Raw genomic sequence first — 26,714 nt, 5'->3', positions numbered from 1 at the left:
TTGCAAAAATATCTTCCGGAAAAAGACTCGGACTATTGGATGGTAATGCTTTGAATAGTATGTTTGCCATATTGTTTGGGTACACCTAAAAATAACCATTTTTTAGGACAAACAATAAAAATCCCCGACACTTTCACGTATCGGGGATTCCTTTTTAAAAAAAGGCTTTTTAGACAACCTCGGGACTAATAGATCACCGCTTATGGCGGATCTATACTTGCTGTAATGCTATCGTTAATCCAGCGGATTCTGATCGCTTACAGACAACTGCTTATTTGCGTTTATTTCATCTTGTGGGATAGCGAACAACCATCTGTTAGACGTTGCGGGAAGCGTCGTAACATTTGGCGCAAAGTTGTTACCACCATCGCCGTTCAGGTTCTCCCCGCCATGGTTTCCGGCTCCGGTAGGACGATTAAGCCCTTTTCCAAGGCGCTTCACGTCTAAAATACCAAACCCTTCACCCCAAAGCTCTATTCTACGTTGCAACAGGATTTCGCTTAACAGCGTTTCTCCCGTCAATCCTGCGGTTTCATAGGCTGCATACCTCGTTTTGACCAGGTCAGCTAAGGTCTGAAGAGCGACGTTTTCCTGTCCTAGGCGAGCCTCTGCCTCCGCTTTAATCAAGTAAAGCTCAGCCAAGCGCATGAAAAGGTAGTCCGAAGCCCAGTTGCCGGCCTGTCTCAACTCAAATTTGCGCTGAGAATAAATAGGAATATCTGCATCCTGCTCGCCTTGGAACAAAGTCTTACGGACGTCGCCTGTAGGGATCTTGTCGTACAGATATTTCGTGATTTTCTTCTGACCGCCAAGCGCTGCGTAGCCACCTGTCGCCGGTCTGTTATCCATATGCGAATAAAAAGAAGCGAAAATCGTAGCCTGCTCCACATTTACTTCCCCGCCCCATAGCCATTCCGCCGCACTTAGCGTGTTAAATGCCGAAGCTGTATATTCTGAGGCTGTAAATAGTCTCTTTCCGCTGTTATTGATAGCCTGCGTCGCCATCTCCAACGCTTTCGCGTAATCACCCCTCTGCAAAGCTACACGCGCGAAGATCCCTTCGGCAGTAGCCTGGTTTACATGGGATAGATGTTGACGCGACTTACCTTCCAATAGGTCAACAGCCTCTGTTAGATCGCTGTAAATCTGATCGTAAACCTCTTTAACTGTTCCTCTCGGTTTTCCTTCCGTCGTAGGCTCAGTGTAAAGCGGTACACCTGCATGCTGCTCGCCATATTTAGAGAAAAAGTTTACCAGATAAAAATAAGAGTGAGCGCGCAAAGCAAGCGCCTGTCCTAAAATCAAATCCTTGTCCGCCTGCGATCCAGTTGCAGTGGGCAGCTGCTCAATAATACGGTTAACATTATTGATGATCCGGTAGTAGTAAAACCACGTACGATCCGGACGCTGACTGGGGTTCGCATTACTCAAAACCGAGTAGTTGTACTCTGCTGTGAACCAGTTGTACCCTTGGGCATGCAACAACATATCCTCACCCATTAAGTCAGATGTCAGATCATACGACTTCTGTCCAAAATTTCCGTGATTGGTAAGTGAGCTGTACATCGTACGGATTGTTCCGTTCAACGCGACCATTGCGCCGTCTGTTGTTTCAAAAACAATATCCGCGCTTACATTATCCGTAGGATTGGTCACCAAATAGTCTTTCTTACAGCTGGTAGCTAACAGGGCACAAGCCAAGGCCGCAGCCATTATTCCTTTATATAGTGTTCTCATTTTTGCTTTCTATTATAAACCTATAGTTACACCAAAAGTGAAGTTACGCATGGTTGGGTAGGTATAGTCTGCCGTACCGGTAAACGCCCGTTGCGGATCCATACCTCTTCTTTTCGTGAAGATGGCTGCATTATCGACGTTTGCAAACAGACGTAAACCTGATAACCCAAACCGCGAGATACCTGCTTTATCAAAGTTGTAACCCAACGTAATATTTTTAATATTGAGGTATGTGGCATCGAATAAGAATCTGGAAGATGCCGCGTTACCCGCGTTTGCGCTAGCAATATTATTTTGAAGGCGAGGTACGTCGGTGATATCTCCAGGCGCCTTCCACGCATCCAGAATGTCTTTATGCCAGTGCGTACCGTAACTGCCCTGATGCATCAAGGATGCATAATTTCCATCATAAAACTTACCGCCCAACTGGTATGTTAAAAGGACAGATAAGTCGAACTGTTTGTAGCGGAAAGAGTTTGTCATCCCGCCCACAAAATCAGGGATAGCCGAGCCATGGTAGTAATACGTTGCGTTGTTGACGTTATTCGTTGTCGTACGGCCTACAACATTATTATTCTCATCCAATTCGTCCATATACCATAGTGCATCGCCGTTATTCGGATCAACTCCTGCGTAATCCCTCAACCAAAACTGGTACAAGTCTTCGCCTTCCATCAGCTTTTTGGTACCACTGATGATACCATCAGCTCTGCTTTCTTCCGGAAGTTTGGTGATCCTGTTTTTGTAATGGCTTAAGTTAAGGTCGATTCTCCAGTCGAAATCCGTACGACGGATAGCATTATATCCGATCTGCAAGTCAAAACCGCGGTTGTACATTGCACCCACGTTCCGCCAGATCGACGTAATACCTGTAGACATCGGCAGGGGAACCTGGAACAGAAGGTTGGTAGACTCCCTGTTATACCACTCGATTGTACCGTCGATGCGTCTGTTAAACAACGTAAAGTCCAATCCGACATTAACCGCCTTATTCTTCTCCCAGCTCAGTCCTTCATTAGGCAATGACGATACAATAGCGCCCGGCATGTTTACGTTGTTCCACCCGTAGCCGTATAAACTTTGCCAACCGTAGAAATTATCTATATTCGTGTTGGTTGGGTTCTCCTGATCCGTTTCATTTGAACTGCGGGTCTGCACCACGCCTTCGTTACCTTGCTCACCGTAACTTGCGCGCAGCTTAAGCTCGTTAATCCAACTTACGTCTTTTAGGAAATCTTCCTGACTGATTCTCCATCCTGCTCCAACAGAATAGAAATTACCCCATTGGTTGCTGCCGTTACCATTTCTTCCCGGATAGAAACGTGAGGTTCCGTCGCGACGGAAACTACCGGACAATAGATACTTATCGAGGTATGTATAGTTCACCCGGCTAAAGTAACCTTCAATCCGGTGATAGTTCTCATAGGAAGTAGCATCTTCCAATGTAGCGGCAGGCGCTAGTTCCGAATTGCCCGGAAATGGAAACCCTGAACGGGTTGCCGACAAAAAGTTCCGCTCCAACCGATAGTTTTCGTGTCCAACCATAACATTTAAGTTGTGGTCATCCAAAAACGTTTTGTCATACGTCAATACCTGGTTGAAGGTGAAAGAAAGCTGTCTATTTTGGATTTTCGTTGAACGTCCTCTCACATTCTGTGCGTCACCGAACTCCGGATTCTGAAAGGTAGTTCCGTAACGGTTGTAATAGTTTCCTCCGAGGGTAGTTCTGAACGTAAAATCTTTTAAGAAACGCGCTTCTAAGTACGTATTAAAGTTAACATTCCCGATTTTTCCGCTTCTTTCATCCAGCGCCAACGACCCCAATAAGTTGGAGTTACCCGCATATGGTCTCGCGCCCATTTGAGAGTTTAAGCCCCAGTCCAGCTCACGTTCTCCTGTCAATTCATTGAGGACAAAGTTACCGCTCCGGTCGCGTTGCCAAACCGGATAAATAGGCCCCATCATACGGGTGTAGTAGAAAGGATTTATCGTCGTTGTACCTCCTCCCGACTGCACGTTGTCCTGATAGGCAAGTGCTCCGTCCAGGTTTATACCCGAGGACAACCAGTCTTTGATCTTTGAATCTACATTTACTCTTGCGTTGAAGCGCTCATAACCCGAGAACTTCACGTAGCCCGGCTCGTTTAAGTAGCCTAATGACACATAGTGCGTTGATTTTTCTGATCCTCCGGAATAGTTTAGGTTGTAATCCTGTCTGAATGGCGTTCCAAACAGAACATCCTGCCAATCGTCCGCATAAAGAATTTTCGCAGCGGGATTAAACTCTCCGTTTGGCAATACGATTTCATTGTCCGCGCGGTCTGTAGCATTATAACGGAGACCTGGGATTAACGCGTTTGATGCATTTTGGTTAATCGCGTCCGTGATATTCGCAGGGTTACCTCCCGCCAGCCTATTACGGGTAGCGTGCCACATACCCTCATAATATTCAGGTATGCTAACGCGATCATATTCGGGAATGGCACGGTTTAAAAAGCCTAAACGAGCGGTAAAGTTGAGGCGAGGAGCGTTTGAACGCCCTTTCTTCGTTGTAATCATGATCACGCCGTTGGCGGCACGTGATCCATACAACGCCGTCGCCGCGGCATCCTTCAACACAGTCGTACTCTCAATATCATCAGTAGATATGGCAACGTTGGAACCCGAGTAAGGCACTCCGTCGATAACGTACAACGGCGACGAACTAGCGTTTACAGAACCAATCCCTCTGATACGGATATCTGCGCTGGTACCAGGAGCTCCACCCCCATTATTAGCCTGAATACCTGCCACGGTTCCTTCTAACGCCTTTGTGAACGACGCCACCTGCTGTTTCTCAAATGTCTTGGAAGTGATGGTTGACTCTGAACCCGTAAAAGCCGTCTTCTTTACTGTTCCGTAAGGAACCTGAACAACGACTTCCTCTAACGTCTCCTGGTCGTCGACCAGTGCCACATTCACAACAGATTGGTTACCTACTGCAATCCGCTGCGACGCATACCCTACATAAGTAAACGTTAGCGTTCCGTTGGATGAAACGGATATCGTATAACGACCGTTCTCATCCGTCTGGGTAGCGGTTGTACTTCCCACTAATGCAACAGAAACACCAGCTAGCGCTGATCCATCCGTCGCGGAGGTCACTCTACCCGTCACCTGTCGATTCTGCCCGTATGCCGCTCCGATAAAAAGCGTACACAGCAGAAAAAAGCTGAGTAATTTTTGATTCATGTTATTTATAGTATTTGTTAATTAATATTCTTCTCAACAGCCTGACGGAAGAGTACACGTTTAACAAAGACCATTATTCTTTTATATCAAAGACGATCAGATCTCCGTCAGTACATACCGACCAAGCCAATTTCTTTTGATAAAATAGAATTATAATTCGGGTAGTAACCTAATCTGCATTAGGGGCAGCAAATTTAGGATTATAAAGTTGTTATTACAAGTTTATCATAAAAAACATTCAGACTTTCAAAAAAAAACAAGAAGTTTCTTGAAAGATTACGAAAAGCTAAATAGATAAAACTTAACATTTCATTCACAAAAACGATATAATACAGAATAATATTCCGAAATTACGAATTTAAACAACCAAAAAACTAAAAATCTATCTATAAGTGAATCGTATAGCAAAAGAAAATTGGTGAAAGCTCAATTTGTAACACAAACTATAGTCGATGCAACCAGTTTTTGGACATAGAAATGAGAAGTCAGAAGTGAAATTTGAGATTTGAGATTTGAGTATTGAAAAATTCGCTTCTCGTGATTCGTGATTTGGAGTAGTGAGTATTTGAGACGCAAGATCTTGCGTCTCCACAGCCATCTGCCATTTGCCATCCGCTATTAGCCTGTCACTTTACGACTTTACAAATCCACAACTTTACGGTTAGGGGATAAGACTTAGAGTAGTTAGATGGGCTAGAATGGTTAGATGACGCTCGTTGCTATCAAAAACAACCTCACGATTTATATCCACTCGCCATCAGCTATCTGCCATTTGCCATTTGCTATCCGCTATCTGCCATCCGCTATTAGCCTCTCACTTTACGACTTTACAAATTAACACCTTTACGGCTTATAGCCATCTGCCATTTGCCATCCCCTATTAGCGGCAGAAAGGACCGGCATTGGTTCGACTGCGTCAGCGGGCCGCCATAATAGCCGCCAAGAACCGTTCCTTGTCTGAACGAAGTGAGTTTGGAACGGTTTAGGCTAGGATAAGGCACGGTAGCATCAAGAACCTCGGCCGAAGGACCTTGTTTACTTGGGTCCTTCCAAGTAAAACCCCGCCCCGGGTTGAGGGGCTATAAAGAAGTGAGAAATCAGATATTAGAAGTGAGATTTGAGTAGTGAGTATTTGAGACGCAAGATCTTGCGTCTCCACAGCTATCTGCCATCAGCTATCTGCCAATAGCTATTAACCTCTCACTTTACGACTTCACAGATCCACGACTTTACGGCTTACGGCTATTTGCCATCCCCTATTAACGGCAGAAAGGACCGGCATCGGTTCGACTGCGTCAGCGGGCCGCCATAATAGCCGTTAAAAACCGTTCCTTGTCTGAACGAAGTGAGTTTGGAACGGTTTAGGCTAGGATAAGGCACGGTAGCATCAAGAACCTCGGCCGGAGGACCTTGTTTACTTGGGTCCTTCCAAGTAAAACCCCGCCCCGGGTTGAGGGGCTATAAAGAAGTGAGAAGTCAGAAATTAGAAGTGAGATTTGAGTAGTGAGTATTTGAGACGCAAGATCTTGCGTCTCCACAGCTATCTGCCATTTGCCATTTGCTATCCGCTATCTGCCATCCGCTATTAGCCTCTCACTTTACGACTTTACAAATCCACGACTTTACGGCTTGCGGCTAGGAGATAACTTACTATCTTTGCAGCATGCGATTCGACATCATCACCGTATTACCGGGCCTATTAGAAAGCCCTTTTGCGCACTCCATCTTACAGCGGGCACAGAAAAAGGGCCTGGTAGAGATACACGTACACAATCTAAGGGATTATGCCAATAACAAGCATAAATCGGTCGATGACTACCCTTACGGAGGTGGCTCCGGAATGGTTATGCAGATCGAACCTTTTGCCGCGTGCATAGAGAAACTGCAGGCAGAACGAACTTATGACGAAGTTATCTACATGACTCCCGATGGACAGACTTTAAACCAACATATCGCGAACGCTTTGTCCTCGGCACAAAACATCATCATACTGTGCGGTCACTATAAAGGAATCGACCAGCGCATCCGCGACGTGTTTGTAACAAAAGAGATTTCCGTTGGCGACTATGTGCTTTCAGGGGGCGAACTACCGGCTGCCATATTGGTCGATGCTGTCGCCCGGCTTATCCCCGGGGTACTTTCCGACGAAACTTCAGCGCTGTCGGATTCCTTCCAGGACGGCCTGCTCGATGCACCGATTTATACCCGGCCTGCCGACTGGCGCGGCCACAGAGTTCCGGACGTCTTACTGAGCGGACACGAAGCCAGGATCGCGGCCTGGCGCGACGAGCAGCAGCTAAAACGCACACAAGAACGCAGGCCTGATTTGCTGAATGATTAACGATTGATCGTAAAGTTTGTTTTTTTCTCAAAAAAAGTTTGATAAACAAAAAATAATTATAAATTTGTGGTGTACAAATGACAATAAGGAATCTACATACAAACTGGTGGTGGCTCGAAGCGAAAAGCGTCGGGAGCGAATTTGGTATGTTATAAAATATTCATAATCAACCAAAACCATTGTGAAAGTAGGCCCGACGATAAAACGTCGGGCTTTTTTTTATACTTTTAAGAAACATAAAAAGATGGCACACAAAATTAGGACACAACACAGAAAAATACTTGCAGATACAACGACTCCGGTCAGCATTTATCTGCGGCTTCGGGACACATTTCCCAATAGCCTGCTTCTCGAAAGTTCGGAATACCACAGCAGGGACAACAACATTAGTTACATCTGCTGCCACCCCATCGCGGGCATCCAACTGACCAGTGAACAGCTGCGCGTCAGTTACCCTAATTCGGACACGATCTACAAAGATGCCAACGCCATCGACCTCTGCCAGGAAGTCTCCCTATTCCGTAGCCAGTTTTCAACAACCGAAGACGAGGTCTTTCCGGTAATTTCATCCGGCTTGTTTGGCTATTTTACCTTCGACGCCATCGAACACTTTGAAGACATAACACTGACCACACCTCCCGACCAAGCACGCGAAATCCCGCATCTACAATACCATATCTATAAGTATGTTATCGCCATAGATCACTTCCGGAACCAACTATACATCTTTGAAAATTTACTCGACCACGAACATTCGGAACTTGACCGTCTAGAGTACCTGATACAAAACAAAAATTTCCCAGAATACGACTTTAAAAGAAAAGGGAACGAAGAATCTAACATGACCGACGACGCCTTTATATTGCTGGTTAATAAAATGAAACAGCATATACAGCGCGGCGACGTCTTTCAAATCGTTCCGTCCCGCGCTTTTTCGACACGCTTTCAAGGAGACGAGTTTAACGTGTACCGGGCTCTCCGATCAGTTAATCCATCCCCCTATTTATTCTATTTCGACTACGGCGGCTTTAAGCTGTTCGGTTCCTCACCGGAAGCCCAGCTTACGATAAAAAAGGGGCAGGCCACCATCTATCCGATAGCAGGCACGTTCAAACGGACGGGCGACATGGAACAAGACGAAAAGATTGCCGAAGCGCTGAAAAACGACCCCAAAGAGTCGGCAGAGCACGTAATGCTCGTGGATTTAGCACGCAACGACCTAAGCCGGCACTGTACAAATGTCCAGGTCAAATCATATAAAGAAGCCCAATACTACTCCCATATTATACACCTTGTCTCTCAGGTCTCGGGCAGGTTAAATGGCTATTCCGATCCTTTTGAGGTAGTCGGCGACACGTTTCCGGCAGGAACGCTTTCGGGCGCGCCTAAACATATGGCCCTGACACTTATAGACCGTTATGAAGGACTGCAACGCTCGTTTTATTCCGGAGCCATCGGCTATATGGGCTTCAACGGCGATTTCAATCATGCTATTATGATCCGATCGTTCCTCAGCAAGCAGAACGTGCTCCATTACCAGGCCGGCGCCGGTATTGTTCTCGATTCGGACGCGGAAAAAGAATTGCAGGAAGTAAACAACAAGATCGCCGCCTTACGCCGCGCATTGGAAATAGCCGAAACACTATGATACGTCCCCTGGAATATTGCGAAACGGTATCGCACGTAAACGCTTCTATCGATACCATAGATCATCGGATCCTCGAGCTGATAGCGCTTCGCGAAACATTTATCAGAAAAAGGAAAGAACTGGCAGAAAGCTCCCGCACAGAGCTGGGCGCAAACATCCCCCCGACCAGCGCGACGCTTTACGGGCCTAGTACGCCGCTAAATTATGCGCAGGCGGAGCGCCAGTTTCGCGATATTTTAGAAAAACAATTAAAAGATCAACAGCACGACAGCCATGAACAATAAAAAAATATTGGTGATTGACAACTACGACTCATTCACTTACAACCTGGTTCACCTTCTTCAGGAACTGGAACAGGACTACATCGTCCTCAGAAATGATAAGTTTGCGATGGAAGAGATCGAAGCTTATGACAAGATTCTATTGTCTCCCGGTCCCGGCATACCCGAGGAAGCCGGCTTGTTATTGGATGTTATCCGCACGTATGCGGCTCACAAAAGTATCCTAGGCATCTGCCTTGGCCAGCAGGCCATAGCGGAGGTATTTGGCGGAACTTTATACAATATGCCGAAACCTTTGCATGGCGTTGCCACAGACCTTATTGTCACCGACCCGGAAGAGCGGCTGTTTAGGAACTATCCTCACGACGCAAAAATAGGCCGTTACCACTCCTGGGCCGTAGACCAGGCCACACTGCCCGCTTGTCTCAAAATTACGGCTGTAGACGCGAATGGCGTGATCATGGCCCTCTCCCATACTGAGTATGACGTCCGCGGCATGCAGTTTCACCCAGAGTCGGTGCTAACAACAAACGGAAAAAGACTGATAGCGAATTGGTTGGAGAGCTGATTTGGAAAAGTAAATAAAGTTGGGGAGCCGATATGGCTTCTGAACCTTATTAATCTATCAGCCCTATTTAACCTTCAAACAAGTAAGAAAACAAACAATGACTATATTAGATAAGATAATAGCACAAAAAAAAGCAGAAGTCGCAGAAGCTAAAAAGCGGGTTTCGGCCGAAGAATTGAAACAATATCCACTTTTCAACCGGACGTGCTACTCTTTAAGAGAGTCTATATTCCACCCCGGGAGGACCGGTATCATCGCCGAATTCAAACGTGCTTCTCCTTCAAAAGGTTTAATCAATGGCAGTGCGGCTGTCCAGGACGTCGTGAAAGGCTATCAGGAAGCGGGCGCTTCAGCAGTTTCGGTACTTACGGATCCCGAGTTCTTTAAAGGATCGCTGGCGGATCTGACTGCCGCAAGAGAAGCTCTTAGACTTCCGCTATTACGCAAGGAGTTTGTTATTGACACTTATCAAATCGCGGAGGCAAAAGCCTACGGAGCTGACATCATCTTGCTAATCGCAGCATGTCTATCTCCGGGCGAAGTCGAGGAGCTCGCTTGCTATGCCAAAGATATTGGTTTAAACGTTTTATTGGAAGTACACAACGAAAATGAGCTGGCGTCAAACTTGTCCAGCAGCGTTGATGCCATTGGCGTAAACAACCGCAACCTAAAGAATTTTAATGTTGATCTCAACCATTCTTATGATCTTGTAGGAAAAATTCCTGAACATTATATTAAGGTCTCCGAAAGCGGGATAGCTGATCCAGAAACGATCAACCAACTGAAAAAGGCCGGCTTCAATGGCTTCCTCATTGGAGAGAACTTTATGAAAACCGAGGATCCCGCGGCTGCGATTAAGGAATTTTCGGCCCAGCTGAAATAGCTATAAGCCGTAAAGTCGTTGATTTGTAAAGTAGTAAAGTGAAGTTAATAGCTATTGGCAAATGGCAGATAGCCGTAAGCTGTAAAGTCGTTGATTTGTAAAGTCGTGAAGTGAAGCTAATAGCTATTGCCAAATGGCAGATGGCTGATAGCTAATGGCATATAGCTGTGGAGACGCAAGATCTTGCGTCTCAAATACTCACTACTCAAATCTCACTTCTTATATCTCACTTCTTATATCTAACTTCTAACTTCTTTTACGTATGGCTCTATTAGCCCGCTTCTTAGCCACCTCTATCTTGTAATCCAGCCATTTATGCTTAAAGATCTTGCGCATGGTGTCGTCGAAGTGTCTCGTGATAAACAGATTTCGGGCGCCCTTTAGCTTTTCACTGACTGAATTGGCCAATGCGCGGACAGAGATGGAATATCCCTCGGTCTCATACTGTATATAATGCCACCAGCCTGCAGGCATATATAGGGTGTCACCGGGGTTGATAACGGCCTCGTACCCATCAAGATATTTCAGTCCCGGATACTCCTCCGGATTACTCATCTTCAGGTTGGCGATGCTATGGAAGTTATAGGGCAGCTTGTACATTAAATCAGACTGGCTGTTCGGAAACAACCAGATTCGTTTTGTCCCCTGAAATTGCGAGATAAATACATGGGACATGTCGATATCAAAGTGGTTCCGGGTCGCCGATCCCTCTCCGCCAAAGAACATATATGGCAACCACTGCAAAACCTTTCCTCCGGTAACGTCGTTGTAGATAACATCTTTCTTAAGCTCCGGCCGGATCTTCAACAGGTTAAACAAAAACAGGCGCAGTTCGGTAGGCTCTGAGCTGATCTTATCTAAATATTCGCCAAAGCTCATCCGACCGACCGGCGGGCTCGCAGCGTGGTTTTGTGACTCTTCTTCACGTCCATACACATCGATCTGTTCATTCCCGGCTATTTCCTTAAAATAGTCGTAACTCCATTTTTGCCAACAAGGACTGTCCTGACGGATAAAATCCTTTATAATAACCGGTTGCCCTTTGTTAAGATATTCCCTAACAAATTCTTTCGAAGACACTCCTGATATGCTATTTACTGGTTTTAGTTTCACAAGTCTTAACGCTTAACAACTACTTACAAACTTAAAAAAATATCTCTATTAAATACACCGTTCACTATCTTAATTTTTACACACTCTAAATAAGAATTTTGTCACAATTAGCGGCCCGTCCCGATTATTAGGGGTTAAACCCAGAACCTCATTAGCGCATAAACTACAAGGCTCCTTGACATCCGATCGATAGCTCATTCACGAACCCCGGCGTGCCCATCTCCTATTTCATGCCAGTTGTAGGTCATGACCTTTCGCTTTCATTCCTAACGTGTAGTCTGCATCAGACGTGAGCGGATGCAAAACCGCGCTTCCGACCCCAACAGCCATAAAAAAAGCAGAGCAATGAGGTTGCTCTGCTTTTTTATGGCTGTCTATCAATTTCTATTTATTCACCTGCTTGATATACTGTTCTACGGCCATCGTCATACTTGGTGCTTCAGGTGTAGGAGCCGGAATATCCAAAATCAGGCCATGCTTCAGCAATTCCTGCTGTGTACTCGTTCCAAACGCCGCAATGCGTGTATTATTTTGCTTGAAATCGGGGAAGTTTTCATAGAGCGACTGTACGCTCGACGGACTAAAAAACACAATAACATCGTAAAAAACGTTCTCCAGGTCTTTAATGTCACTGATTACCGTACGAAAGAGAACGGCCGGTGTAAAATCATATCCGTTGTCCTGCAACCACTTTTGCGTCTCCTCATTTGCTACATCGGAGCACGGAAACAAAAACTTCTCCTTGCTATGTTTCTTTAATACCTCTTCGAGGTCTTTCGCTGTTTGCTTGCCGAAGAAAATCTTACGCTTGCGATACTGAATATACTTTTGTAGATAAAGAGCAATAGTTTCGGAAATACAGAAGTACTTCATTTCCGAAGACACTTCGTAGCGCATTTCCTCACACACACGAAAAAAATGATCGACCGCATTTTTGCTGGTGAAAATAACCGCTGAAAAATCCGAAAAGTTAATTTTTTCCTTGCGCACCTCCTTAGCAGACACACCCTCCACATGAATAAAACCTCTAAAATCTAACTTCAGGTTATATTTCTCTGCCAACGTAAAATAAGGAGACTTATCATTTTCAGGTTTTGGTAAGGTAACTAAAATGCTTTTTACCTTCTTGGCTCTTGCTACATCTACTTGCATATTCAATTTTTTTAATTGCTCAATGTTCTAACCAATATCAAAATCGGCGCTACTTCAAGTGCGCAAAGATACAGAATTAAATAAAAAACTGAAAACTTTAGATTTCCAAAAAGCCGGAAAGCGGTTCGCAAAAACCTATAAATGAACAGGCTACAAACGACTACAGCAAACAAAATTAACACAAATTTAAAGTAATACGTCGGCAAAAACGTTACAACCAAAAGAAAGGGCATCAACAGCAGCATACTGTTAAAATAAACTAAATATAGCACAGTCACATACTCCCGGACCAACCGGTCTATCTCAAAAACAAACGAAATAAACCGAATGATAAGTATCTTAACAATAAACAGAACGGCTACCACGAGTGCTGTTCTTCCATAATTATTCCAATTCAAAATGTCCGAACGGGTAAACGACGATTCTATCAGTACTATAAACAATCCCAACGCGAGGCTAAAAATGAGATACAGGAAAATGTAAGGCCATGACGTCAGCATGTTATCCTCCTTACTTACCTGCTGCAGCGTCCGCTCGTCAAAGTAGGCCTGCACGATACGTGTGAAATCCCCCGGAAAAAGTAAGCGGACTACGGCTATCGCCAAAAACAAGGTAAACACAGCCAGCAACACCCAAGAGGGGCGTTCACTTTTGATTAATCCCTGCCGACCGTCCGGCTCGGGGGCGGCATCGCGCATTGACAGGAGCATCTGTACGGGATCTATACTCCGCAGCTGAATATCAGCCAAAAACTGTTCTAAGAGTTGATTCGGCCGCTCCTCGGGCGGAAAGACATAGTTGAACGTATCTACCGCTTCCGCCACAGTCTGCAATGTATCCACCGGATGGTCCACAGAATCGGTCTGCGCATTTCCAAAGCCGACTTGCAGACAGAGCAGACTACTCAAAAGGAACCGTTTTAACAGATACATCTAAAAAAATCCTTACTTTGGCGTAAAAGTAAGAAATGTTCATGATTGTCAAAGCACAAACACAAGTGAAAATGACCGAACCCAGCAACCTCGCCGCGGGAAACCCGGACATGCCATATGGCAAAAAAAGCACAGACTATTTAAATATGAACAAATCAGCAAGCTAAGAAACGAAACATGGACAACCAACAAATTACGCGCTGCCCCTGGTGCGGAACCGACGAACTGTATGTGAAATACCATGATGAAGAGTGGGGCAAACCTGTAACGGACGATCAGGTACTATTTGAATTTCTCGTCCTCGAATCTGCACAAGCCGGACTGAGTTGGATAACCATCCTGAGACGGCGCGAAGGCTACCGCCGTGCTTTTGCCAACTTTGATTATAAAAAAGTAGCTGCATTTACGCCGCAGCACGTCGAAGAGCTGGTAACCAATCCGGACATCATCCGGCACCGCGGCAAGATAGAGGCCACTATCACGAATGCGCAGGTATTCATGCAGATACAACGGGAGTTCGGGTCTTTCTACAGCTATCTCTACACCTTCATGCCCGATGGTAAACCCGTCGTTAACTCCTTGAAAGATCTGCGCCATGCCGCGACACGTAGCGACGCGTCAGATCGGATCGCCAAAGATCTGAAGAAAAGAGGAGTCAAATTTTTTGGTACTACAATCTGTTACGCGTTTATGCAGGCTGTCGGAATGGTAAACGACCACCTCGACGACTGCCAATTCAAATAATTTAGTAGTGAGATATGAGTAGTGAGATGTTAGAAACTAGATATTAGCTTTACGAATCAGCAACTCCACGCCTTTACAGCTTTTTTTAATTTTTACTTTTTAATTTTTACTTCTTCGAACTTTACAAACCAACGGCTTTACGGCTTTTAACTATCTGCCATCTGCAAATAGCTATTAGCTTCACATCACGACTTTACAAATCAACGACTTCACGGTTTTTAGCCATCCGCCATTAGCTTCACATCACGACTTTACAAATCAGCGACTTCACGGCTTTTAGCCATCTGCCATTAGCTATCTGCTTCACGACTTTACAAATCAACGACTTCACGGCTTTTAGCCATCTGCCATATGCTATCTGCCATATGCCATATGCCAATAGCTAATATTTTGATTTTTCGTACCTTTGTAAAAATTTTGGAGATGACTGTAAAGATTGGTGAACATATTGATTTAGGAGAATTTCCGTTGCTTCTTGCTCCGATGGAAGATGTTAGTGATCCCCCGTTCCGCTACGTCTGCAAGCAAAACGGAGTGGACATGATGTACACGGAGTTTATCTCTTCAGAAGGCTTGATCCGCGATGCGGCGAAGTCTAAGCAGAAGTTGGACATTTTCGAATATGAAAGGCCTATCGGGATCCAGATCTTTGGCTCGGACATAGAAAGCATGCGCCGATCTGCCGAGATCTGTACCTTAGCACAGCCGGACCTGATAGACATCAACTACGGCTGTCCTGTAAAGAATGTCGCTTGTAGAGGTGCGGGTGCCAGTCTCCTGCAGGACGTTGATAAGATGGTTGCTATGACCAAGGCGGTAGTCGAAGCGACACACCTGCCCGTAACCGTAAAAACCCGTCTTGGCTGGGACGACACCACAAAAAACGTTTATGAAGTGGCCGAACGGCTACAGGACGTCGGCATAAAAGCCCTCTCCATCCACGGTCGCACCCGTTCGCAGATGTATAAAGGGCAAGCCGACTGGACCATGATCCGGGATGTAAAGCGGAACCCCCGCATACATATTCCGATTTTTGGCAATGGAGACGTGGACTCTGTGGAGAAGGCGGCAGCCTGGCGCCAGGAGTTTGAAGTCGACGGAATCATGATTGGACGGGCGTCGATCGGATATCCATGGATTTTTCGAGAGATCAAACATTTTTTCGAGACGGGCCAACGCCTCGAAGGACCAACAATTGGCGAACGGGTAGAAGTATGTAAAACGCATCTCAACAAATCCATCGAGTGGAAAGGCGAAAAAACCGGAGTATTTGAGATGCGCCGGCATTATGCCAACTACTTCAAAGGGATTCCGAATTTTAAAGAATACCGTACATCGCTCGTCAACTTACAGGACTATCGGGAAATTCTCGAAGTACTCGAAGAAATAAAGCACAGATTTGCAGAGGAGGCCGTTTAAACGGCTCCTCCGGATCTCTGGGGAGAACCGTCAGGAACGGATGATGTTCAGCAGAAACTTTCTCTCGGAAAAGGCAACGTAGCCGATATAAAGGAGTAACATGAGGTTCCCCGTCCAGACATTCCGGTCAAATAAGATATAGTTCGAAGCGACAAGGGCCGACCCTAATAGGATATGTCCGGCAATCTTCCTCAGCCTATAAGGAATAGCATAGTTTTTCTGCCCCCAGTAGTAGGACAGACTTACCATGGTCAAGTACGTGATGGACGTCACTATGATAGCTCCTATATAGCTCCACCTCGGAATAAATATATAACAGCAGACACAGGTAATGATCGCCCCTATTCCCGATATATATAGTCCATATCGGGTTTGATCCGACAGCTTATACCAGATGGAGAGATTCATATAAATCCCCAGCAGGACATAGTTAAATAGTATGAGCGGTATATAATCGAGGCCCGACCAGTACTTAGCTGTTTCGGCGGCATTCCCACCTTCTATAAAGTACTTAAGCCACTCAATGTTCATGGACAGTCCCATCATGACCAACATCATGAAAATGGCAAAATATTCCATGATAAGCGCATAGGTCTTCTTTGCATGCTGATTTTTGGCATAGGAGAAGAAAAAAGGCTCAGCGCCCAGACGGAAAGCCTGAACGAAGATACTAAGAAATACGGCTATCTTTGTTATCGCCCCATAAATCCCCAGATCACGCTCTCCTACACCGTCGGGCAGCAAACTGGGCATCAGCACCTTATCTAAGTGCTCATTTATAATAAAGGATAGGTTGGCCACAAAGATTGGGAAGCTATAGTTGAACATCGAGCGCAGCAGCTCATAATCGACCTTGAGCCGAAAGGCCTTAAACTCCGGCAACAACATGATCAACGTAACGGAACTCGCGATCAGGTTTGCCAGAAAGACATATCCCAGCCAATTCTCCCTATACCAGAGAAAATAAGACTGATACTGCGGGTAAAGCTTCAGCAGCCACGGTAGAAAAAGAATAAAAAAAAGGCTGACACACACAAAGACGATAATGTTAACGAGCTTAAGCGCGCCGTACCGGATAGGACGGTTTTCCGAACGCAGCTTAGCAAATGGCACAACAGCCAAAGCATCGACAGCTAGCGTGACGCCCATTAGGGTCACATACGTCTGATAGTCGGATATAGACTGTATACCCTTTTGTCCAAACCAGCCTGCGATAGGTCCGGCAAACGTGAATAACAGAGTAAGAAAGACGGTAGAGGTACAAAGCGTGACAATAAACGTGCTGTTAAACACCCGATTCCGTTCTCCTTTCTCAAATTTCTGGAGGAAACGGAAATAAGTGGTTTCCATGCCGAACGCCAGGAATGTATTGACAAGAGCTGCCCAAGAATATACGTTCGTAAAAATCCCGTACACCGACGCAGGAAATTTACGGACGAACACGGGGGTTAGGACAAAATTAAGGAGACGAGAGACAATAGTGGATAGCCCGTAAATTGCTGTATCACCTATGAACTTCTTTACGACCGACACAGCGATTACTTTCTTTTCTTTAACACCTCGAAATTACGGAAACCCCTGAGCGGCGCTTCCTCATACGTCACATGTTCCACCTCGGCACGGTCCGGCCCTTCATGACAAAACTCAAGTAAGGATTCTAAAGCAAAGGCGCCTCCCTCCGCCTCTATATATACAGAGCCATCCGGCTCATTGACAACAAATCCTTTTACACCAAGCTGGTCTGCGACGGCCTTGCAGGTGGCCCGGAAGTACACGCCCTGCACCTTACCCGTGACATGTATATTAAAACGCTTCATAAAACAAACTTAGCTAAAATGCGCCGCATTCACCAGCACCCGAAATCTTTTTCCTAAGCCATCCACCGGGGCAGTCGCCCTTGATGCCCCCCAATTCTTCTTTTCGGCTTGGCGGGCTGCTGGTTCTCGCCCATTCCGTATTTTTGCTGATCGCTAAACGAGTCGGCGTGAGGTCACATTGTCCGTCAGACGGAGGTTATGCATACCCTCCAATAGGACAAGGCCCGGGCGCTTACCTACTTCTATAGATCCCAACATATCCGACAGGCCGAGGGCTGCCGCCCCGTTTATCGTCGCCCACTGTAAAATCTGAAGAAAATCAAGGTGATCAAAATGATCTGCCAAGACCTTCATCTCCTCCAATATGTCCAACGTATCGTTGGATGCCAGGCTATCGGTCCCGATGACCATCCTTTCCTGGTCGGGAACGAAATTCAGTATTTTAGGGAGTTTACCCTCTATGTATAAGTTTGCCTTAGGACAGACACAAAAGAAGACATCGCGCCCCTGTCTGTTAATAAAATCAACATCCTTTAGGGAGGTAAACGTGTTGTGCACCAAAATAAGCTTATTGTTCCGGGGAAGATGCGGCAAGTAAGATTGCACAGAGTTCCTCGCCTGGGCTTTAAAAGCGCTGGCGTCTAAACCCATTTCGGCATAGAAGTCCAGAAACGCACCTTCCTTATAACGGAATAACCTGTTTTCCTCCTCACTTTCTTGGTTATGAATACTTAACAGATTATCTTCCCTAATCATCTTCCGAAACACTTTGAAGAAATCCTTCGAACAGGAGTATGGAGCATGCGGCGTAATAGACGCACGATCCGGCTCAAAATAAAACTCTATATCTCTGGCCCGGTCTATTCTCGGCTGTATATCTTCTTTCGCCATAGCCATCAGCTCGACAAACGTATGATAGATGATAGGACTTTCTTTCTTTACGGCGGCAGATAGCTCGGTGTTTACATGATCCCCTACCGCCTGAATCCCTTTCTCGTACATCGACCGGTCGGCCCTCTTGATGTCGGCAATGATTTCATCTGGCTCCGCCGCCCGCATCTTCATGACAGTCGACAAAAATTTAGGCAGTCCTACTTCCCGATCGGTCTTGCCCAACATGTGTGAAAGCTCGATATGACAATGGGCATTTACGAACCCGGGAACTAATACGCCATCGTGAAATTCCACTGCAACCTCGCGCACGAGCGGGTCGTCTTCCGCGAAAACGCCCGTCACTGTACCGGATCCGTCGATAGCGACCACACCATTTTTTATGAAGTTGCCCTTTACCGGCACAACTATACTCGCTGAAACGTACTTCATTTCCCTACTAAACTAATTTCGTGTTCTTAGAAGAAATCAAAAATGGAGCCATGATCCCATCTGTAAAAAAATCTCTTTAAAAACAAGCCCGCTAATTTATAATTTTTATCCAATGAAAAACAACTTTCATCAACTAAAAAATTCGTTCTAAATATTTTAAATAAAACAGACAATTTGTGTTTACGGAATTAATCTCTATTTTTGCGGCATCATAGGGGTGCCTTGTTTTCGGACACAAACAAAGGCTGAGATTATACCCGGTCCCAATTCCGATAGGGACACACCTGATCCAGATAATGCTGGCGTAGGGAAAGGTTGGTTAAATAAATAACTATTGGTAACCCCTTGCAATAGTAGGTTTAACTGTATTAATTTTTATTTTTTATGTTAAAGCAAGCATTGATTACCGCCACAATATGGCTTTCCAGCTTGATCGCCTTTGCTCAAAAAGACGTAACTGTATATGTACTCGACCACAGAAGCAAACCACTGCAGGGGGCGACCGTCCAGCTACAGGGAACCACCAAATCTACGGATGAACACGGAACTGCCATTTTTTCAGGTCAGCAAGCGAAAACGGCAGAGCTTACCGTACGGTACTTGGGCTTTGCTCCGTATGTGGCGCAGGTAGATCTACAGCAACGGTCCGATATTACAGCAACGCTCCAGCCCGACAACAGGATGACGGGCGAAGTAATGGTCATGGCAACACGGGCCGCTGAAAACTCCGCCACAACATTTAAAAACCTCTCGAAAGAGGATTTAAGTCGCCTCAACCTCGGGCAAGACATACCCTTTCTCCTGGATCAGACGCCTTCCGTCGTGGTCGGCTCCGACGCAGGAGCGGGCATTGGCTATACAAATATGACCATACGGGGATCAAACAACCAGCGTATTAACGTAACCTTAAACGGTATCCCTTTGAATGATGCCGAAAGTATGGGATCTTTCTTTGTCAACCTTCCTGATTTCGCATCCAGTGTGCAGAGCATACAGATTCAGCGTGGAATAGGAACCTCTACAAACGGCGCGGGGGCCTTTGGAGCTTCGCTTAATATACAAACCGACGCCCTTGAGACCACTCCTTATGCCGAGCTGAACAACACATTCGGATCGTACAATACATGGAAGAACACGGTTAAAGTCGGTTCGGGACTGCTAAAAGATAAATATGCATTTAATGCCCGATTATCACGGATCAGCTCCGATGGCTACATTGAACGTGCTTCGTCTGATCTAAAATCATTCTATTTCGACGGTGGGTACTACGGCGAAAAGCATCAACTCAAGGCCACTATCTTCTCGGGGAAAGAAAAGACCTATCAGGCCTGGGACGGCGTTCCGGAAGAAATGCTGGGAACAAATCGTAGATATAACCGCTTTACCTACGAAAACCAGACAGACAATTATGTACAAACGCACCACCACCTGCATTATAACTATTTTGCATCGGAAAGAACCACATGGAATCTGGCTTTACACTACACCCGGGGAAAGGGCTACTATGAAGAATATAGATCCGACGATCCCTTCAGTACGTATAATTTCGAGCCGATCCAGATTGGCGAAACAGTAATAAATAGCACCGACCTCGTACGACGCCGATGGCTGGACAACCACTTCTATGGAACGGTCTTCTCTTTCAACCATAAATTTAGTGCCAGCCAAAACCTGACCATCGGCGGAGCTGCCAATCAATATCGGGGCGACCACTATGGCGAAGTGATATGGGCGCAGTACGCTTCAACCAGCCGCCTCGGTGATAAATACTATTTTAATGATGCTGAGAAAAACGACGCCAATATTTATGGGAAATGGGACGGCAGGTTCGGATCAACACACTTCTATGCCGACCTACAGTACCGGTTTGTCGATTACACGTTCGAAGGCTATGATCACAACCAGCAACTTGCCGATGTAAACATAAAACATCATTTCTTCAATCCTAAGATCGGTACAACGTATACACTATCGCCTACGGCCAACGTATACGCGTCGTATGCTTTTGCCCACAAAGAGCCGGTGCGCGACGACTACGTATCTTCTCTTGCCGATGCGAGACCAAAACCAGAAAAGATGCACAACATGGAGATCGGCTACCGCCTACGGGGGAGAAATCTTAATGTAGGAGCAAACGCCTACGGAATGTTCTATAAAGACCAGCTCGTCCTGACAGGAGAGATCAACGACGTCGGCGCCAATATTCGCGAGAATGTACCGAATAGCTACCGCATCGGACTCGAACTAGATGCGGGATGGCAGGTGATGAAGCAATTGCAATGGAAAGCGACAGCAGGTCTCAGCGAAAATAGAATCCGAAATTACACCGAATATCTCAGTGTTCTGGACGACAACTGGGGAGATACAGGGGCTCCTCAGGTGGAAAGGACATACAAGTCGACCACCATTTCTTTCTCGCCGTCAGTTATACTGTCGAACGAGTTTTCTTATGCCCCTATTTCTCCGTTAGAAATAAGCCTGGCAAGCAAATATGTATCTAGACAATACCTGGATAATACACAGGCTAAAGAACGCAGTATAGACCCGTTTTTCGTAAACAACCTCCGTATACGGTATAATTTTGCTGCCTGGGGACTAGAGCATATCGACGCGAATTTAGCCATTAACAACATCTTTAATGAAAAATACGAAGCCAACGGCTATACGTACGGAGGACTTTCGACCGATGGTACGCGCCTTTATGGAAATGCTTACTACCCCCAGGCAGAAACTAATTTTCTCCTGGGGCTGAATATCCGGTTCTAAAAGCAGATGGCATATGGCAAATGGCGGATGGCAGATGGCGGATGGCGGATGGCGGATGGCTATAAGCTATAAGCCAACAGCTATAAGCTAAAAAGCCGTAAAGTCGGGGATTTGTAAAGTCGTGCTGTGAAGCTAATAGCTATTGGCAAATGGCGGATGGCTAAAAACCGTGAAGTCGTTGATTTGTAAAGTCGTGATGTGAAGCTAATAGCTATTGGCGGATGGCAGATGGCGGATAGCAGGTGGCGGATAGCTGATGGCATATGGCAGATGGCAGATGGCGGATGGCTAAAAAGCCGTAAAGTCGTTGATTTGTAAAGTCGTGCTGTGAAGCTAATAGCTATTGGCAAATGGCAAATGGCGGATAGCAGGTGGCAGATGGCTATAAGCTAAAAAGCCGTAAAGTCGTTGATTTGTAAAGTCGTGATGTGAAGCTAATAGCTATTGGCAAATGGCAAATGGCGGATAGCAGGTGGCAGATGGCTATAAGCTAAAAAGCCGTAAAGTCGTTGATTTGTAAAGTCGTGCTGTGAAGCTAATAGCTATTGGCAAATGGCAAATGGCGGATAGCTAATGGCAGATGGCTATAAGCTATAAGCCAACAGCTATAAGCTAAAAAGCCGTAAAGTCGTTGATTTGTAAAGTCGTGATGTGAAGCTAATAGCTATTGGCGGATGGCAGATGGCGGATAGCAGGTGGCAGATGGCAGATAGCTAATGGCAGATGGCAGATGGCAGATAGCTAATGGCGGATGGCTAAAAGCCGTTGATTTGTAAAGTCGTGAAGCAGATGGCTATAAACTATAAGCCAACAACTATACGCTAAAAACCGTAAAGTCGTGAAGCTTCTCATATCTCAAATCTTAATTCTAATATCTAACTCCTAATTTTACTTTTCGACTTTTAACTTTTATTTTGCGGCATGAGAGCTGTTATACAAAGGGTGAACCGTGCGGCCTGTACCGTAGACGGGGTGTGCACGGGAGAAATTAATCAGGGCCTGCTTGTCTTTCTGGGTGTAGAACATGACGACGACGATACGGACTTACGATGGCTCGGCCAAAAGCTGGTGAGCCTACGTATCTTCTCTGATGAAGCTGGCTTGATGAATAAGTCTATACAGGATATTGGCGGTAACATTCTGCTGATTTCACAGTTTACCTTATTTGCCCAGACAAAAAAAGGAAACAGACCGTCTTTTACACGGGCGGCGAAACCGGATCACGCGAGACCTTTATACCATAAAATGGCTGAATACCTATCCATCCTTCTCGAAAAGCAGGTACAGCTAGGAATATTTGGTGCCGACATGAAAATTGATTTACAAAACGACGGACCCGTCACCATCGTAATGAATACAAAAGACAAAGACAACCACTAACGCAGCGAGAAATAGGGATACACTAACAAAAAAATATGAACATCAAAGAAGCACAACAACTCGTGGATGAATGGATAAAAACAACCGGCATCCGCTATTTCAACGAACTAACAAACACCGCCATTCTCATGGAGGAGGTCGGAGAGGTAGCCAGGATTATGGCTAGGAAATACGGAGAACAATCTTTCAAAAAGTCTGATGAAGACGTAAACCTGGGAGACGAGATGGCAGACGTACTTTTTGTACTTATATGCCTCGCGAACCAAACTGGAGTAGATCTGACCGAAGCGCTGGAGAAAAATCTAGAGAAAAAATCTATCCGGGACGCCGAGCGCCATAAAAACAATAAAAAGCTGCAATAGAATACCCGGCACCAACTGCCGGTGAGCTGCTAGTGAATAACGATCTCGGCAAATACAGGCAGATGGTCGGAAGCGGAGAGCTCCGGAAGCGTTTTATATGTTTTCCATGAAAACTTTGTATGCTTTCCGACCATAATGTAATCTATTTCATTTTTTGCTTCTGTATTGGGGCTGGTCGGACCGTTTGAGGTCGTATTCCGCTGAAAATACCCTTCCAGTACTCGGATCGACTCGCTATCGGGCCGAGCATTCAGGTCACCCACCAAAATAAGAGGCCGGTCGTACCAGTCGCCCAACTCGGTAATATAGTTTGCCTGCGCCAGGCGATTCTCCTGCTTTAAATCTAAATGCGTATTTGCAAACGAAACAATCTTTCCTCCCGGAAGTTCGACATCTATAATAGCCAACGATCTGTTCTCACTCGGCACAACCATCGGCAGGTCGTAGCGCCTATTCCCTACTATTTTATGTTTGGTAAGAATAAGCGTCCCGTATTCCCCTCTCTCTAGATCGATTCCCTTTGAAAAGAAGTAAGACATCCCTGTCATCTCCGCGAGCTCCTTTGCCTGGTCGACCATATTAGAACGCGATACACGGATATCCACCTCCTGCAGACCAACCAAGTCGGCCTTTGAAGACTTAATAACAGCTGCTATGGCTTCCAGATCTATTTTACCGGGGGTAGCGGGAGGATTTCCATGGTGGATGTTATAGGACAGGATGCGCAGGTGCTGAGCGGACAAACTAGCCGCACAAACAAGCAACAACAAGGTGACGAACAGATTTCTCATCAGAATAAATTGTTTTTTTAATGGCAATAAAGCTTGCATAAATATTCAGTCGTGTTTATTCGTTTCGTGCCTATCCCGAAGGTATCTATACTATCTTCGGCGGTTCAATGGTATTCATGAGCTCACTGCATTCGGTTGTTCATTATTTTCTATATGGCAATTTGTGCAGGTTTCATATTGCAAAAAAGCCGAAAATAATATGGCCTCCAAGATACAAACTCTTCTACACAATAGAAAGTTATATTTTGGCAAACCTGCGAATTTTAAAACACCAAAACATAAAACACCAAGTGTAGCAGGAAGTTATAGACAAAAAGAAGAACCTACATCCGGCCGAAGCGTACGAAAAACCGATTTTTTCTCATCATTAAAAACGACTCTTTTAAATGACAGAACCTATACTATGTTTCCATCCTCGCGCTATAACTTTGCGCGTAAAAACGAATTTTTCATTTAAGTTTGGCATAAAAACGCAAAATACCTATGTTTACTGTATGAAGCTACTATCCCAATTTTTTTGCATCCTATTGATAGCAACGTCCTGCGCCATTCAACCTATTGGTAAGCAGACGGCCTCCACGAGTAAGGAGTTTGAAAATGCAGCGGTAATTACGGCCCATCCCATCGCTTCCGAAGTAGGTGTTGCTATCCTAAAAAAAGGAGGGAATGCTGTCGACGCGGCCATAGCGGTACAATTTGCACTTGCTGTGGTCTATCCCAACGCCGGAAATATCGGCGGGGGAGGATTTATGGTATACCGTAGCCATGACGGCCAGATAGCCTCTTTAGATTTCAGGGAAAAGGCGCCGCGCAAGGCGTTCCGCGATATGTACCTCGATGATCAGGGCAACCCTATCACAGACCTAAGCCTGTATGGGCAGCTAGCCGCCGGCGTACCGGGCACGGTAGCGGGAATGGAGGAAGCCCATAAAAAATATGGCTCTTTGCCCTGGGAGGACCTTCTCGCGCCAGCCATCAGCCTTGCCGGGAATGGATTCCCTATTACGGAGCGACAGGCGAAAGAATTTAATACGTACCAAAGCCGCTTTCGGGAGCTAAATAAGGATGGCGCAGCCATCATACGCGACATTCCCTGGAAGAACGGAGATGTTTTCGTCCAGCCCGAACTGGCAAAAACACTGAAGCGGATCGCCTCCAATGGACGGGACGGCTTTTATAAAGGCGAAACGGCCGACTTGATCGTCGCCGAGATGGAACGGGGTAACGGAATTATATCACACGCCGACCTCGCTGATTATGAAGCCGTCTGGCGAGATCCTATTGTCGGACAGTACAAACAGTTTAAGATCATTTCCATGGCCCCTCCGTCAAGCGGCGGTGTTGCCTTACTTGCGCTATTACAATCCGTAGAACCCTATCCGCTGTCACAGTGGGGGTTCCAGGCCGACAGCACCATAAGAGCGATGGTAGAGGCTGAGCGACGGGTATATGCAGATCGGGCCACCCATCTGGGCGACCCCGACTTTTACCGCGTTCCGGTCGAACATCTAACGGATAAAAGACATAACCAGGAGCGCATGTCGAAGGTGAGTTTTTCCCGCGCAACTCCAAGCGCCGACGTAAAAGCAGCATCCTTCCCTGGATACGAGTCGGAAGAGACGACACACTTCAGTATTGTCGATAAAGAAGGAAATGCCGTATCGTTGACCACGACAATTAACGGATCCTATGGCTCCTGCGTGTGGGTCGGCGGCGCCGGATTTCTGCTCAACAACGAAATGGATGACTTCTCGGCCAAGCCCGGATCGCCGAACCTATACGGACTAATAGGCGGTAAAGCGAACGCCATAGAACCCGGCAAACGTATGCTAAGCGCCATGACGCCGACTATTGTCGAAGAAGACGGCAAGCTAAAAATGGTAATCGGTACACCGGGAGGTTCCACAATTATTACATCCGTGTTCCAGGGCATCCTCAATGTCATAGAGTTTGGGATGGACGCCCAACAATCCGTAAGCGCGCCGCGGTTTCATCACCAGTGGCAGCCTGATCGGATCGATATCGAGAAAGCAGCCATTGCTCTTCCCATCCGAAGCAGCCTTGAGGATGACGGGTACAAACTTCACCTGCGAGGCGCAATAGGACGCATGGAGAATATCGTCGTACTTCCTAACGGGAAGCTCCAAACAGGTGCGGATCCACGCGGAGACGACTTCGCCGCAGGCTACTAATAAGCGGTAGCAGCCGATTTTCAGCCCCGTAACG

At 46.0% G+C, this 26,714-nt stretch carries 20 protein-coding genes; 11 read left to right on the top strand and 9 right to left on the bottom strand.

All coding sequences use genetic code 11. The annotated features are described in order from the left end of the window. Window positions 1–234 precede the first annotated feature (234 nt). Window positions 235–1,737 (bottom strand): RagB/SusD family nutrient uptake outer membrane protein, encoded by a 1,503-nt coding sequence (locus BC792_RS15880; RefSeq protein ID WP_148910000.1) that lies wholly within the window; start codon window positions 1,735–1,737, stop codon window positions 235–237. A gap of 12 nt (window positions 1,738–1,749) precedes the next feature. Next, a complete protein-coding gene (locus BC792_RS15875; RefSeq protein WP_148909999.1) occupies window positions 1,750–4,968 on the bottom strand; it encodes a SusC/RagA family TonB-linked outer membrane protein in 3,219 nt (1,072 codons plus the stop codon). A gap of 1,663 nt (window positions 4,969–6,631) precedes the next feature. On the opposite strand from BC792_RS15875, the gene trmD reads away from it, so the two are divergent. From trmD to trpC, 5 genes are all read left to right on the top strand, one after another. Further along, window positions 6,632–7,309, top strand: coding sequence for a tRNA (guanosine(37)-N1)-methyltransferase TrmD (gene trmD / locus BC792_RS15870; RefSeq protein ID WP_148909998.1), 678 nt, complete (start codon window positions 6,632–6,634; stop codon window positions 7,307–7,309). A gap of 244 nt (window positions 7,310–7,553) precedes the next feature. Beyond that, the gene (locus BC792_RS15865) at window positions 7,554–8,957 is read left to right on the top strand and encodes an anthranilate synthase component I family protein (RefSeq protein WP_148909997.1); all 1,404 of its coding nucleotides are present in this window, start codon (window positions 7,554–7,556) and stop codon (window positions 8,955–8,957) included. Further along, window positions 8,954–9,241, top strand: a complete 288-nt coding sequence (locus BC792_RS18645; protein WP_246155147.1) for a hypothetical protein — start codon at window positions 8,954–8,956, stop codon at window positions 9,239–9,241. Before BC792_RS15865 ends, BC792_RS18645 begins: the two co-directional genes overlap by 4 nt. Beyond that, complete coding sequence (locus BC792_RS15855) at window positions 9,231–9,806, top strand: anthranilate synthase component II (RefSeq protein ID WP_148909996.1); 576 nt, start codon at window positions 9,231–9,233, stop codon at window positions 9,804–9,806. Before BC792_RS18645 ends, BC792_RS15855 begins: the two co-directional genes overlap by 11 nt. Before the next feature lie 97 nt (window positions 9,807–9,903). Continuing rightward, window positions 9,904–10,689 carry an indole-3-glycerol phosphate synthase TrpC gene (trpC, locus tag BC792_RS15850; RefSeq protein ID WP_148909995.1) on the top strand — a complete coding sequence of 262 codons (786 nt, stop codon included), beginning with the start codon at window positions 9,904–9,906 and terminating at the stop codon, window positions 10,687–10,689. Window positions 10,690–10,935: 246 nt separating this feature from the next. Here the strand turns inward: trpC and BC792_RS15845 are convergent, their stop codons facing one another. From BC792_RS15845 to BC792_RS15835, 3 genes are all read right to left on the bottom strand, one after another. Then, a complete protein-coding gene (locus tag BC792_RS15845) occupies window positions 10,936–11,802 on the bottom strand; it encodes a cupin-like domain-containing protein (RefSeq protein ID WP_148909994.1) in 867 nt (288 codons plus the stop codon). A gap of 384 nt (window positions 11,803–12,186) precedes the next feature. Continuing rightward, complete coding sequence (locus BC792_RS15840; protein WP_148909993.1) at window positions 12,187–12,954, bottom strand: uroporphyrinogen-III synthase; 768 nt, start codon at window positions 12,952–12,954, stop codon at window positions 12,187–12,189. 11 nt (window positions 12,955–12,965) lie between these two features. Further along, entirely contained in the window at window positions 12,966–13,862 is an 897-nt protein-coding gene (locus tag BC792_RS15835; protein ID WP_246155145.1) for a DUF4271 domain-containing protein, read from the bottom strand. A 201-nt stretch (window positions 13,863–14,063) separates the two neighbouring features. On the opposite strand from BC792_RS15835, the gene BC792_RS15830 reads away from it, so the two are divergent. Together BC792_RS15830 and dusB are read left to right on the top strand one after the other, a co-directional pair. Next, window positions 14,064–14,630 (top strand): DNA-3-methyladenine glycosylase I, encoded by a 567-nt coding sequence (locus tag BC792_RS15830; RefSeq protein ID WP_148909991.1) that lies wholly within the window; start codon window positions 14,064–14,066, stop codon window positions 14,628–14,630. Window positions 14,631–15,053: 423 nt separating this feature from the next. Then, a complete protein-coding gene (gene dusB, locus BC792_RS15825) occupies window positions 15,054–16,049 on the top strand; it encodes a tRNA dihydrouridine synthase DusB (protein ID WP_148909990.1) in 996 nt (331 codons plus the stop codon). 30 nt (window positions 16,050–16,079) lie between these two features. Here the strand turns inward: dusB and BC792_RS15820 are convergent, their stop codons facing one another. From BC792_RS15820 to BC792_RS15810, 3 genes are all read right to left on the bottom strand, one after another. Then, window positions 16,080–17,582 (bottom strand): lipopolysaccharide biosynthesis protein, encoded by a 1,503-nt coding sequence (locus tag BC792_RS15820; RefSeq protein ID WP_148909989.1) that lies wholly within the window; start codon window positions 17,580–17,582, stop codon window positions 16,080–16,082. A gap of 5 nt (window positions 17,583–17,587) precedes the next feature. Then, on the bottom strand, window positions 17,588–17,866 hold the full coding sequence (locus tag BC792_RS15815) for an acylphosphatase (RefSeq protein ID WP_148909988.1): 279 nt from the start codon (window positions 17,864–17,866) through the stop codon (window positions 17,588–17,590). 153 nt (window positions 17,867–18,019) lie between these two features. Next, window positions 18,020–19,189: an amidohydrolase family protein gene (locus BC792_RS15810; protein WP_148909987.1), complete on the bottom strand. Its 1,170-nt coding sequence runs from the start codon at window positions 19,187–19,189 to the stop codon at window positions 18,020–18,022. A gap of 384 nt (window positions 19,190–19,573) precedes the next feature. Between BC792_RS15810 and BC792_RS15805 the strand changes: the two genes are divergently transcribed. The 3 genes from BC792_RS15805 to BC792_RS15790 all read left to right on the top strand — a co-directional run bounded on the left by BC792_RS15805 (window position 19,574) and on the right by BC792_RS15790 (window position 23,697). Beyond that, window positions 19,574–21,955 (top strand): TonB-dependent receptor, encoded by a 2,382-nt coding sequence (locus BC792_RS15805; RefSeq protein ID WP_148909986.1) that lies wholly within the window; start codon window positions 19,574–19,576, stop codon window positions 21,953–21,955. 921 nt (window positions 21,956–22,876) lie between these two features. Then, the gene (gene dtd / locus BC792_RS15795) at window positions 22,877–23,335 is read left to right on the top strand and encodes a D-aminoacyl-tRNA deacylase (protein ID WP_148909985.1); all 459 of its coding nucleotides are present in this window, start codon (window positions 22,877–22,879) and stop codon (window positions 23,333–23,335) included. A gap of 35 nt (window positions 23,336–23,370) precedes the next feature. Continuing rightward, on the top strand, window positions 23,371–23,697 hold the full coding sequence (locus BC792_RS15790; protein ID WP_148909984.1) for a nucleotide pyrophosphohydrolase: 327 nt from the start codon (window positions 23,371–23,373) through the stop codon (window positions 23,695–23,697). 29 nt (window positions 23,698–23,726) lie between these two features. Here the strand turns inward: BC792_RS15790 and BC792_RS15785 are convergent, their stop codons facing one another. After that, complete coding sequence (locus BC792_RS15785; protein WP_148909983.1) at window positions 23,727–24,488, bottom strand: endonuclease/exonuclease/phosphatase family protein; 762 nt, start codon at window positions 24,486–24,488, stop codon at window positions 23,727–23,729. Between the two features lie 494 nt (window positions 24,489–24,982). Here BC792_RS15785 and ggt point away from each other — a divergent pair, with 494 nt between their 5' ends. Beyond that, window positions 24,983–26,680, top strand: coding sequence for a gamma-glutamyltransferase (ggt, locus tag BC792_RS15780; RefSeq protein WP_148909982.1), 1,698 nt, complete (start codon window positions 24,983–24,985; stop codon window positions 26,678–26,680). Window positions 26,681–26,714: the final 34 nt, after the last annotated feature.

Origin of the sequence: Sphingobacterium allocomposti (genome assembly GCF_008124885.1) — a bacterium.
Taxonomy (GTDB): domain Bacteria; phylum Bacteroidota; class Bacteroidia; order Sphingobacteriales; family Sphingobacteriaceae; genus Sphingobacterium; species Sphingobacterium allocomposti.
This window is presented reverse-complemented; position numbering and strand designations above follow the sequence as displayed.

What these genes read in the sequence shown, in the direction of transcription:
- BC792_RS18645 (WP_246155147.1), top strand. Translation starts at nt 8,954, where the DNA reads ATGATACGTCCCCTGGAATATTGCGAAACGGTATCGCACGTAAACGCT.
- BC792_RS15785 (WP_148909983.1), bottom strand. Translation starts at nt 24,488, where the DNA reads ATGAGAAATCTGTTCGTCACCTTGTTGTTGCTTGTTTGTGCGGCTAGT.
- trmD (WP_148909998.1), top strand. Translation starts at nt 6,632, where the DNA reads ATGCGATTCGACATCATCACCGTATTACCGGGCCTATTAGAAAGCCCT.
- BC792_RS15855 (WP_148909996.1), top strand. Translation starts at nt 9,231, where the DNA reads ATGAACAATAAAAAAATATTGGTGATTGACAACTACGACTCATTCACT.
- BC792_RS15815 (WP_148909988.1), bottom strand. Translation starts at nt 17,866, where the DNA reads ATGAAGCGTTTTAATATACATGTCACGGGTAAGGTGCAGGGCGTGTAC.
- dusB (WP_148909990.1), top strand. Translation starts at nt 15,054, where the DNA reads ATGACTGTAAAGATTGGTGAACATATTGATTTAGGAGAATTTCCGTTG.
- dtd (WP_148909985.1), top strand. Translation starts at nt 22,877, where the DNA reads ATGAGAGCTGTTATACAAAGGGTGAACCGTGCGGCCTGTACCGTAGAC.
- BC792_RS15840 (WP_148909993.1), bottom strand. Translation starts at nt 12,954, where the DNA reads ATGCAAGTAGATGTAGCAAGAGCCAAGAAGGTAAAAAGCATTTTAGTT.
- BC792_RS15880 (WP_148910000.1), bottom strand. Translation starts at nt 1,737, where the DNA reads ATGAGAACACTATATAAAGGAATAATGGCTGCGGCCTTGGCTTGTGCC.
- BC792_RS15865 (WP_148909997.1), top strand. Translation starts at nt 7,554, where the DNA reads ATGGCACACAAAATTAGGACACAACACAGAAAAATACTTGCAGATACA.
- BC792_RS15830 (WP_148909991.1), top strand. Translation starts at nt 14,064, where the DNA reads ATGGACAACCAACAAATTACGCGCTGCCCCTGGTGCGGAACCGACGAA.
- BC792_RS15875 (WP_148909999.1), bottom strand. Translation starts at nt 4,968, where the DNA reads ATGAATCAAAAATTACTCAGCTTTTTTCTGCTGTGTACGCTTTTTATC.
- ggt (WP_148909982.1), top strand. Translation starts at nt 24,983, where the DNA reads ATGAAGCTACTATCCCAATTTTTTTGCATCCTATTGATAGCAACGTCC.
- trpC (WP_148909995.1), top strand. Translation starts at nt 9,904, where the DNA reads ATGACTATATTAGATAAGATAATAGCACAAAAAAAAGCAGAAGTCGCA.
- BC792_RS15805 (WP_148909986.1), top strand. Translation starts at nt 19,574, where the DNA reads ATGTTAAAGCAAGCATTGATTACCGCCACAATATGGCTTTCCAGCTTG.
- BC792_RS15810 (WP_148909987.1), bottom strand. Translation starts at nt 19,189, where the DNA reads ATGAAGTACGTTTCAGCGAGTATAGTTGTGCCGGTAAAGGGCAACTTC.
- BC792_RS15790 (WP_148909984.1), top strand. Translation starts at nt 23,371, where the DNA reads ATGAACATCAAAGAAGCACAACAACTCGTGGATGAATGGATAAAAACA.